This is a genomic window from Anabaenopsis tanganyikae CS-531 (assembly GCF_029891675.1).
Taxonomy (GTDB): domain Bacteria; phylum Cyanobacteriota; class Cyanobacteriia; order Cyanobacteriales; family Nostocaceae; genus Anabaenopsis; species Anabaenopsis arnoldii.
The window spans coordinates 25,779-34,221 of the sequence record NZ_JANQDF010000144.1 but is presented as its reverse complement, the minus strand read 5'-3'; the positions used below and the strand labels follow the sequence as shown (position 1 = coordinate 34,221).

Here is an 8,443-nt window from a genome sequence, read left to right as displayed (position 1 = left end):
AGACGCGATATTTCTCTTAAGATTTACAAGAAAGACTACCGCTATCATTGCTTGGTTTTCGCGTTGGCAATAGTCTTAATTCAATACCTGATATCGTATTATATATCAAGTGGGCGATTTTCTTAACTCACTTATGTCAATGCTTGTCAATATAAGTATAGTTTTGTCTATAAAATAGCCAGCTTAGGACTAGCTCTTTTCGTCCGACATCGCCTTTAGTTTTGATGTAAATGAATCAGAGTAATTGCCGGTTGCTGGAGTAAATTGTCCAATGGGTGGATGATTAGCAGATGATGCTATCAGCTTTGTCTGCTGGTGAGGTTTGGGTAATGGGGAATTTCTCTCATGATACCTTGGTAAGTTCAGCCTGGAATCACTACCAGACACAGCAAGGTTCACACCGGTAGATACTAATGTCCTGTTTTTCTCCTCTTCTTGTGAGTTGATCCCTTGTTGGGTGGTGGTGTGACTTTGCCTATAGCCATTTTTCAGATCATCTGGTAAGCAATTAGTTGTCACTGGTTTATCAGTAGATCCTGATCCATGGCGAATTGGTTTGTTAATAGCAGGTAGAACTGGTGTAGCCTGTTGAGTTAAGCTTTCGGGAAATTTGCTACAAATCAGGCGTTCAAATTCCATATTGAAATGATAAATCACCTGACCGCGGCGTTGCCAAAATAGTAATATTTGTTGCACTGAGATGGCTTTATAGCGACCTTGATATAGCGCCTCAATCACTGCCAAGTGCAGCCAGTTGAGTGGATATTGGGTTTGCCAACGGTTAATCAGATCCCTGGCAGTATATCCACTGAGATCAAAACTGTAATGGGTTAATAGAGCGGCTGCCAATTCGGCAGAGATTTCTGACTCTGTGCTTAACATGGCGCTATTGGGTTCAGAATAGGGGTATAAATTGTCTAGCCATCCTTCATAGCCTATGGTGTTTTTTGGTATAGCATTCTTTCCCGAGAGTTTCCAGGCTGATCATCATACATTGTGTTTTTCATTTTACTTGTTCAACTCCTTACTCTCTAAACAATATAGGGTGAATTAATAGTTGAGGTTCGCTGGATTGCAACTAATGCCTGATAGACCATTGCGGCCACCTCCCCACGTGTTGCTTCCCTCTGGGGTACAAGTTGTTTAGGGTCAGGGTAGTTGACAACAATTCTTTGCTGTGTGGCAGCCCCCACTGCTTGACGCGCATAATCGGGAATTGTATGATCATCAGTATAAGTGAGTAAAGTATTATCGTCAGCCGTTGGTAGAGTCAGTCCATTCACTAGGGAGACAATTACCTGTAACCTTTGCACATTTTGCCCGGGTCGGAAAGTGCCATCTCTAAATCCACTGACAAAGCCACCCCTAGCGGCAATTTGCAAGGCTTGATCAGCCCAAAAATCTGGCGACACGTCTGTAAACTCAGGTGCGGGGCGTTTGGGTGTGGGCTTAAAGGCTGCGGCTACTAAAGCGGCATATTGGGCACGGGTCATGGGTTTATCTGGCTGGTAGCTACCATCAGCAAAACCACTAGTTAAATTCATCCTGGCTAATCCCCGAATAAATGGTTCTGCCCAATGTCCCATGATGTCTGTAAAGCTGGGGAGTTCAATATCGGGGCTGACAATATAGGGTGAAGGGATGGCCTTTTCCTGACCGCTGGCTACTAACCCTTGATAAATTAATGCTGCCACTTCGCCACGAGTTATATCTCGCATAGGTTCTAATTCTTCTGCTTGGGGATAGTTCACCACCAGCAATGCTTGGGTAGCCACTGCTACGGCATTAATGGCATAAGTAGGGATTTGAGCGCGATCGCGGTACAGGTTCAATACCTGGGGATGACCCCCTGTGAGTTTTAACCCACTAACTATAGATACTATAGCCTGTACTCTGGTCAAATTTTGTCCGCCTCTAAACGTCCCATCAGGAAACCCACTGATAAAACCCATTTCGGCGCTTTGGGAAATCGCTGATGCTGCCCAAAAACTGGGATTTACATCCGTAAATTTACTATTAATATTTCTTGTTGGTGACTGGAAACTTTTGGCAATCATGGCTGCATACTGAGCGCGAGTCATGGCGCTATCCGGCGCAAAAGTACCATCGGGAAAGCCGCTAATGACACCCATCCTCGCCAATGCTTCCACAAAAGCTGCTGACCAATGTCCAACTAAGTCAGGAAAAATACTGCTGGCTGAGAGGCTTTGAGGATGCTCTTGGAGGACAGCTATAAAATCTACCCTACCCTTAACTTGGGTGGGATTTAATTTATTACCTGCTGAAACCAGTGTTTCTGGTGTGGTATTGTGTAAATCGAATTGACCGTTATACTCAAAAATATTCCCAGCAGGGTCTTGGTTATTGCCTAAATCAGGAATGGCGTTACCATTAACTAACATCCCCCCCCGGGTATTTTGTGTAATTCGATTGTGACGCAGTACAGGTCTAGCGTGGCGAGACAGGGCGATCGCTAGACGGTTATTTGATATGATGTTATTTGCTATTAATGGAGCGGCATAGTCACTGATGGCAATACCCAAGGGGTTTTGCTCAAAGACATTCCGCAGCACTTCACCCTTACTATGACGTGCCATCATCAAGCCACTGGCAGCATTTTGCCTAAAGACATTATCTACAATGGCCGGTTTAGCAGTATCAGTGACAAATATACCTTCTCTACCACAGTTAGTTAAAGTATTGTTAGCCACATTTTTTGCTGACGATGAAATCCAGACCCCAGTCCCTTTAGACATAGGGTTAATCACAGTCACACCCAAGAGACTGGCATTATCTTGCAACAGTAATGTGATATTTTGTCTACCAAAACTAGAACTTTCATACTCACCACCCCCGGAAATCACAATCCCCACACCTTTTTTCGCTTCGTTACCTACTAATGTCACCCCCGCAGAAATAACTAGGGGAAACACCTCACCATTGGCAACACTATAAGTCCCAGATGTCAACTGAATAATTAGCGGTGTTTTGGTGGCCTTTAAAGCCCGGGTGAGAGTTCTAAAGGGACTAGACCGAGAACCAGGATTAGTATCATTCCCTTGGATAGGATTGACATAGAATTTGGTCACGAAAGTAGAGTTCACCATTGATAATTTCGATGCAATTGTTTAAGTTATGGTATTCCAGTCATGAATCATAACTTATACCAATTTTGGCGAAGATTGCACTTAAACGAATTTACAGCGTATCTCATCTGAATTAGATACAAAAGGGCGGGCACCGATGCCCACCCCACAAGATTTATAATCTTAAGGTGTGTACTTTATTTACTTGAAAACAAGTCCGGTTAATCAAAGTCAATCAAAAATGTTGGTTTGGGTAAAGCCAAGTGGCTTCCGTGCCTTTTTTGCGATTTTCTTGTGAATAAACAAAAAAATCAGGAGAGCTCATGGGCTGCTCTCCAGATCATTAGGGTTCATCTACAATACATAGAATAGCCTTTAAGGGGTGAGGGGTGTAACCTATTTTTCGGTTTTTTTGTAAAGAATTGATGAAGAATTAGGTGAAAAAACAGTAAAGACCTAAGAATTCAGTTTTTTCTCGACTAATTCATTAGTTAGTTGAGGATCGGCTCGTTTGTCGGTTTTCTTCAAAACCTGTCCCACAAAGAACCCTTTCAGCTTAGTATTACCATTGCGATACTTCTCTAGTTCTTTGGGATTAGCTGCGATCGCCTCATCAATGATCGGTTCTAGTACACTAGGATCAGTGATTAACTCCTGACCTGCAAAAGCCTCCTCTGGGGAAATACCACTCAGCAAATCCCCCAGCTTTTGTTTAGCTTGGGCATTGCTGATTTTACCAGATTCAATTCGACTAATCACCTCAGCTAAATTGGCGGGAGTCAGAGCAATTTCCGTAATACTCAGCTTCTGCTTGTTGAGGTATGCGGCGATGTCTTGAGTAATCCAGTTAGCAGCAGCTTTGGGATTACCCCCAGCAACAATCACACCTTCAAAATAATCTGCTACCGTGCGGTCTTCTGTCAACACCCGCGTATCATAAGCTGAAAGCCCTAAATCACTTTCATAACGATGACGTTTTTGGGCGGGTAGTTCGGGAAGTTCCCCTCGCCATTCCTCTAATTGGGACTGGGATACCTCAATCGGTGCTAAATCTGGTTCGGGGAAATAGCGGTAATCACTAGAACCTTCTTTCACCCGCATACTAATCGTACGTTGAGCGCCTTCTTCCCATAGGCGAGTTTCTTGGATAATCCGCTCCCCTGCTTCTATGGCTGCAATTTGGCGCTCAATTTCATAATCAATGGCTCTTTGAATGGCGTTGAAGGAGTTCATATTTTTAATTTCTACCTTAACGCCAAACTTCTGTTGTCCCACTGGACGCACAGAGATATTCACATCACAGCGTAGAGAACCTTCTTGCATATTGCCATCACTCACACCAAGATAACGCATAATTCGGCGTAATTCTTGGGCATATTCCGCAGCTTCTTCACCAGAACGCAAGTCAGGCTCAGAAACAATTTCTACTAATGGCACACCCGCGCGATTATAGTCTACCAGAGAATAGCTAGAACCAGACAGGCGATCGCTCCCCGCGTGTACCAGTTTTCCTGCATCTTCCTCCATGTGCAACCGAGTCACACCAATGCGTTTACGAATCGGTTCCCCCTCAGCATCTACCAATTCGATTTCTAACCAACCATGTTCCGCAATCGGCAGGTCATATTGAGAAATTTGGTAATTTTTGGGCAGATCAGGATAAAAATACTGTTTACGGTCAAATTTACTATACTTAGCAATTTGGCAATTCAAAGCCAAACCCGCCTTTACCGCATATTCTAGGACTTTTTCATTCAGTACAGGTAAAACTCCAGGTAAGCCCATACACACGGGGTCAATGTTAGTATTGGGATCAGCACCGAAAGCAGTGGAGCTATTAGAGAAAATCTTGGTATTGGTGCTCAGTTGACAATGGGTTTCTAGACCTATAATCGCTTCGTACTCAGTTTTTACAGTTGTGGCAGCAGTCATACTATAATATTGCTAGTCATACAAAATATTATTAGTTTAGCGATAAATCTCTATCTTGCTCAAATTATTCTCTTGTTAGAATACTTTTTTATCTAATATCTTACAGTTAATGCTGCCCATGAAAAACCAGCCGCACTACTAGCTAACACCACGATATTTCCCGGCTTTATTTTATTTGCTTCTAGAGTTTTTGCCAAGCCAAATATAGTATCTACAGCACCCAGATGACCATATTCAGGCAAAGAAATCAATGTCTGCTCATCCTTTAAATTCAAAGATTCTAAAATTGCTTTAGATAAACTTTTTTTGACTTGATTAGTTAATAAAAAGTCCACATCTTTGATTGAATAACCGCTTTTCTCTAAAGACCTGTGAATCACTTTACCATAGTTTTCTAAATAGACATCCTGTAAGATTCTTTCTAGTTCTTTAGGGTCTTCAACCTTTAAATAATTTAGTTCATCCTTAATTGGTTTACCTCCCACCGGAAACTTAGTTCCTGCTGAGGATACCTTCAGACAATCTACTAACTTTCCATTGGTGATCCCGTGATAAGAGAGAATTTCATTACTTAATTCTCCTTTTTTCAAAATCACTGCTGCTGCACCATCACCCATGATAAATGTTGATAAATTATTCACATCTGAATAATCTAACAGCATAGATAATTTATCACTACAGACTACTAATGCATAACATAAATCATTATCTGCCAGTAACATATTTCTGCAAATATGTATCCCTAAATTCCCACTATTACAAAAATTTTTCACTTCAAATGCAAAAGCGTTTTCTGCCCCAAGTGCATCTTGAATTTTTGCAGCAGGAGACCAAAATCTATAATCATAATCTCCCGCAGCACAATAAGCAATAATATCAATTTCACACGCTGTAATTTTTGCCTGCTCTATAGCCCCTAATGCTGCTTTAATTCCCATATCACTGGGATGTTCATCTTTACCTGCAACTGGTTTCTGTTTGATCCCAATCTTGTCAGTGAAAATAAACTCAGGTAACTGAGATAGTTTTGACATTTCCTTACTGGTTAAAATTCCTGGGGGAATGTAATAACCAATAGATGTGATACCAACGGTTTGTTTGCTCATCTATAATCCTCCCATGTTTCCTTTGAATATTTTCAATTTTTTAATATGGAAAATGAAAGGAATATAGTGATGGTTCTATTCAGAAATAATTTCCTTAAAGCTTTTATCATCGGCAATTTCATCAAAATCAATGTCAAATCCTGCATCTTCTTTATAACTGGGATTGAGTTCAATGGCTTTTTGCAGATTTGTCAATGCTAACTTTAGTTGTCTTTGCAGAGCATAGCAAGCGGCTTTATTATAATAAGCACTCCCATAGTTGGGATTAATTTCTAACGCCTTGTCAAAACTGGCGATCGCTTCGTCATCTTCTCCCAATCTGACCAAAGTATAACCGCGTTTATCCCACACCTTGGCAGAATTAGGATTAATTTTGATAGCTTGGTCAAAACTAGCCATGGCATCTTCATATCTTTCTAACTCTATCAAAGAAAGACCACGATTTAACCAAGCCACCGGATCATCACCCTTGACTTGAGTAGCTTGGTCAAAAGATGTAAAAGCCTGTTGATGCTGTCCTAGTTTACCAAAAGCCACACCGCGATCGCACCAAGCCTGGTGATAATCTGGGCGAATTTCAATGGCCTTGTCATAGGAAGTGATAGCATCTTGGTAACGTTGTAATCTTCCTAAAGTCAAACCCCGTTTTAACCAAGCCACGCAATTATCTGGCTGATTTTTCACCACCTGATTATAAACTGCGATCGCCTCGGTATATTTCCCTTGAGTAAATAAATCTTCTGCTTGTTGAAAGTCATCATTAACTGACTCTGAACCTTGTAGCTGCACCTGTGACTCTTCAGACTTGATTAATTCCTGTAAAATCATCTCCTGGCGATGTGCAGCATCCAACTGTAACTTAGAAAGTTGAGATCCAAAATCCCTCTCTAATTTTTCCAGCTTTTCCAGAATCAACAGCTTTTGCTCTTGAGCATGAAATTGTAAATCTGAAAATTGCTCTGTCAACTCCGCTGCTGATGCTTCTAAATTCGTAACAATTAGCGCTTTGCGGTTTTGAGCCTCCAACTGTAACTCAGATAATTCACCCGCAAATTCTGAATGTAATTCCGTCAGACTTTCCAGGAGAGTATCCTTATGTGATTCTACCCCAGACTGTAATACAGCGATTTGAGCCTTAAATAAATTTTCTAACTCCCTTAAACTATCTAGGGTTTTATCTTTTTCCTGTTGCGCATCTACCTGTAACTTTCCTAAACTCTCAAAAATATTATCTTTTCCTTGCCGAGCCTCAGACTGCCAGTTAGATATTTCTCCTTGAAATAATCTTTCTAATTCTCTAATATTCTCTAGAATATCATTCTTTTGGTTTTCAGCATCACCATATACTTTAATCAGATTTGCCACAGTGTGATCTTTCTCTGATTGAGTCTGAGACAGCAACTGAGAAAGTTCAGCCACAAATTCACTCCTAGATGCTTGTAAATCTTCCAGAGTGAGATTCTTTTGTTGTTCAGCCTCTAACTGCAAATTCTCTAGTTTATGGATAAAGTCAGACTCTAGATTCTCTAAACCTTCTATGATTCTATCTCTTGTTTGTTCTGCTGCTAACTGCAACTGAGAGACTTTGACTGTAAAATCAGACTCTAAATTATCTTCAATCTCTTTAATTGTCGTTTTTAATTCTCCTAGGATGGCATCTTTTGACTGCACCATTTCCGATGCTAAATTAGCTAAATTCTCTTGTTGTCTTTGTATATTATGTTGCAACTTCAAAAGTTCTGTTTCCAATTCACGATTTCTCTGTTTAGATTCTCCAATCAGATTTTCCGCATCTTGCTTGACAATAATCAGCTGGTTTTGGAGATTTTCTAACCCGTCTAGCTGTGCCATTGCTCTATGAACAATCTCACGAATTGCTACCCGGCGCAACAGCCAGAATAAAGCAATTACCGACACAGGAAATAAACTCAAGATCACTAACCACAGACTCCACAAGACATTTGTGTTATTGAAACCTGGCTCTACTCTCGCAGGAACTCGCTCTGGAGTAAGCTGTTGTGCTTGTAACTGAGAGAATTTTTCCGACTTCTGAGCAGATATTACCTCAGCCCTATTCAGTGCTGTGGAAACGGATGGCCTGGTTTGTCCAGTAGCAATACCAGCAGAGAGCAGCAAGGGCGAAAAGACAATAGCGCTTTTCAATATTAAAGTGAGGACAACTTGATTTTTGCGCTTCATAAGAACCATCCTGATTCTGGGGTCAGTTTTTTTGCAGTGGGTGGCTTATCTCCAATCTATACCAGAATTCAATTCTCACCGAAGACTTCCCCCGCGCAAGTCCCTAAATTAATTTATTGC

Annotated in this window: 5 protein-coding genes; all 5 read right to left on the bottom strand. The window is 41.2% G+C overall.

Annotation, left to right across the window (positions count from 1 at the left end; translation table 11 throughout):
* Window positions 1–189 precede the first annotated feature (189 nt).
* The 5 genes from NWP22_RS14255 to NWP22_RS14235 all read right to left on the bottom strand — a co-directional run bounded on the left by NWP22_RS14255 (window position 190) and on the right by NWP22_RS14235 (window position 8,323).
* Window positions 190–882 (bottom strand): hypothetical protein, encoded by a 693-nt coding sequence (locus NWP22_RS14255; protein WP_280802015.1) that lies wholly within the window; start codon window positions 880–882, stop codon window positions 190–192.
* A gap of 149 nt (window positions 883–1,031) precedes the next feature.
* On the bottom strand, window positions 1,032–3,107 hold the full coding sequence (locus NWP22_RS14250; protein ID WP_280802014.1) for an S-layer homology domain-containing protein: 2,076 nt from the start codon (window positions 3,105–3,107) through the stop codon (window positions 1,032–1,034).
* Window positions 3,108–3,542: 435 nt separating this feature from the next.
* On the bottom strand, window positions 3,543–5,018 hold the full coding sequence (gene gatB, locus NWP22_RS14245; protein WP_271733458.1) for an Asp-tRNA(Asn)/Glu-tRNA(Gln) amidotransferase subunit GatB: 1,476 nt from the start codon (window positions 5,016–5,018) through the stop codon (window positions 3,543–3,545).
* Window positions 5,019–5,110: 92 nt separating this feature from the next.
* A complete protein-coding gene (locus NWP22_RS14240) occupies window positions 5,111–6,124 on the bottom strand; it encodes a 3-oxoacyl-[acyl-carrier-protein] synthase III C-terminal domain-containing protein (RefSeq protein ID WP_271733459.1) in 1,014 nt (337 codons plus the stop codon).
* Window positions 6,125–6,199: 75 nt separating this feature from the next.
* Entirely contained in the window at window positions 6,200–8,323 is a 2,124-nt protein-coding gene (locus NWP22_RS14235) for a tetratricopeptide repeat protein (RefSeq protein ID WP_280802013.1), read from the bottom strand.
* Window positions 8,324–8,443 lie beyond the last annotated feature (120 nt).